The organism is Cognatishimia sp. F0-27, from assembly GCF_020667845.1.
Lineage (GTDB): Bacteria > Pseudomonadota > Alphaproteobacteria > Rhodobacterales > Rhodobacteraceae > JAFMPQ01.
The window spans coordinates 1-910 of the sequence record NZ_JAFMPQ010000094.1; the positions used below are offsets into that span (position 1 = coordinate 1).

General features: G+C 62.6%; 1 protein-coding gene. It reads left to right on the forward strand.

Annotated features, from left to right (window positions below; genetic code table 11):
• Nucleotides 1–910, forward strand: a 910-nt coding sequence (locus J1C49_RS21475; RefSeq protein ID WP_304522460.1) for a calcium-binding protein, incomplete at both ends; no start/stop codon positions are given.

Genomic DNA, 910 nt, shown 5'->3' on the forward strand with positions numbered 1-910 from the left:
GGCAACGATAGTGTCAGCGGGGGAGACGGCGCTGATACACTTGTCCTAGAGGATGGGTTCGGCACCGATACCCTCACAGGAGGTGAAGGCGGCGCCGACAACGACCTGATCGACCTTAGCGTGGTGAGTGTCGGTGCTACTGTCACATTTACCGGTAACGAAGCGGGAACGATCACAGACGGCACCAGCACCGCCAGCTTTGCAGAAACCGAACGCCTAACCCTGACCGAACTGGCTGACTCATTTGATGCAACTGCCGACACTGCCGGAACGCAGGTTGCAGCAGGCGCGGGCGACGATACGCTGACCGGTGGCATCGGCGATGATCTTCTGGACGGCGGTGATGGGGCCGACACTTTCATCGTTCTGGACGGTTTTGCCAGCGACACCATCCTCGGCGGAGGGGCTCGCGACACCATCGATCTGAGCGCTCTAAGCGCGCCGGTCACAGTCACCTTCAACAGTGACGCCGCCGGGACCATTGATGACGGGACTAGCACGCTGAGTTTTGACGGGATCGAATACCTGATCCTCTCGGAAGGAGCGGATCTTGTCGACGCGACCGCAGACAGCCTCGGCACCGAAATCGACGCACTCGAAGGTGACGACTCGGTACTGGGCGGCAGCGGCGCGGACACTGTCCGGGCCGGAGACGGAAACGACACCCTCGACGGCGCGGCGGGCGACGATATCTTATCGGGCGATGCTGGTGACGACAGCCTGTCGGGTGGTGCCGGTGATGATGCCCTGGACGGCGGATCGGGCAGCGACACCCTTTTGGGCAGCACCGGCAGTGACAGCCTTGCGGGCGGCCTCGGCAACGATAGTGTCAGCGGGGGAGACGGCGCTGATACACTTGTCCTAGAGGATGGGTTCGGCACCGATACCCTCACAGGAGGTGAAGGCGGCG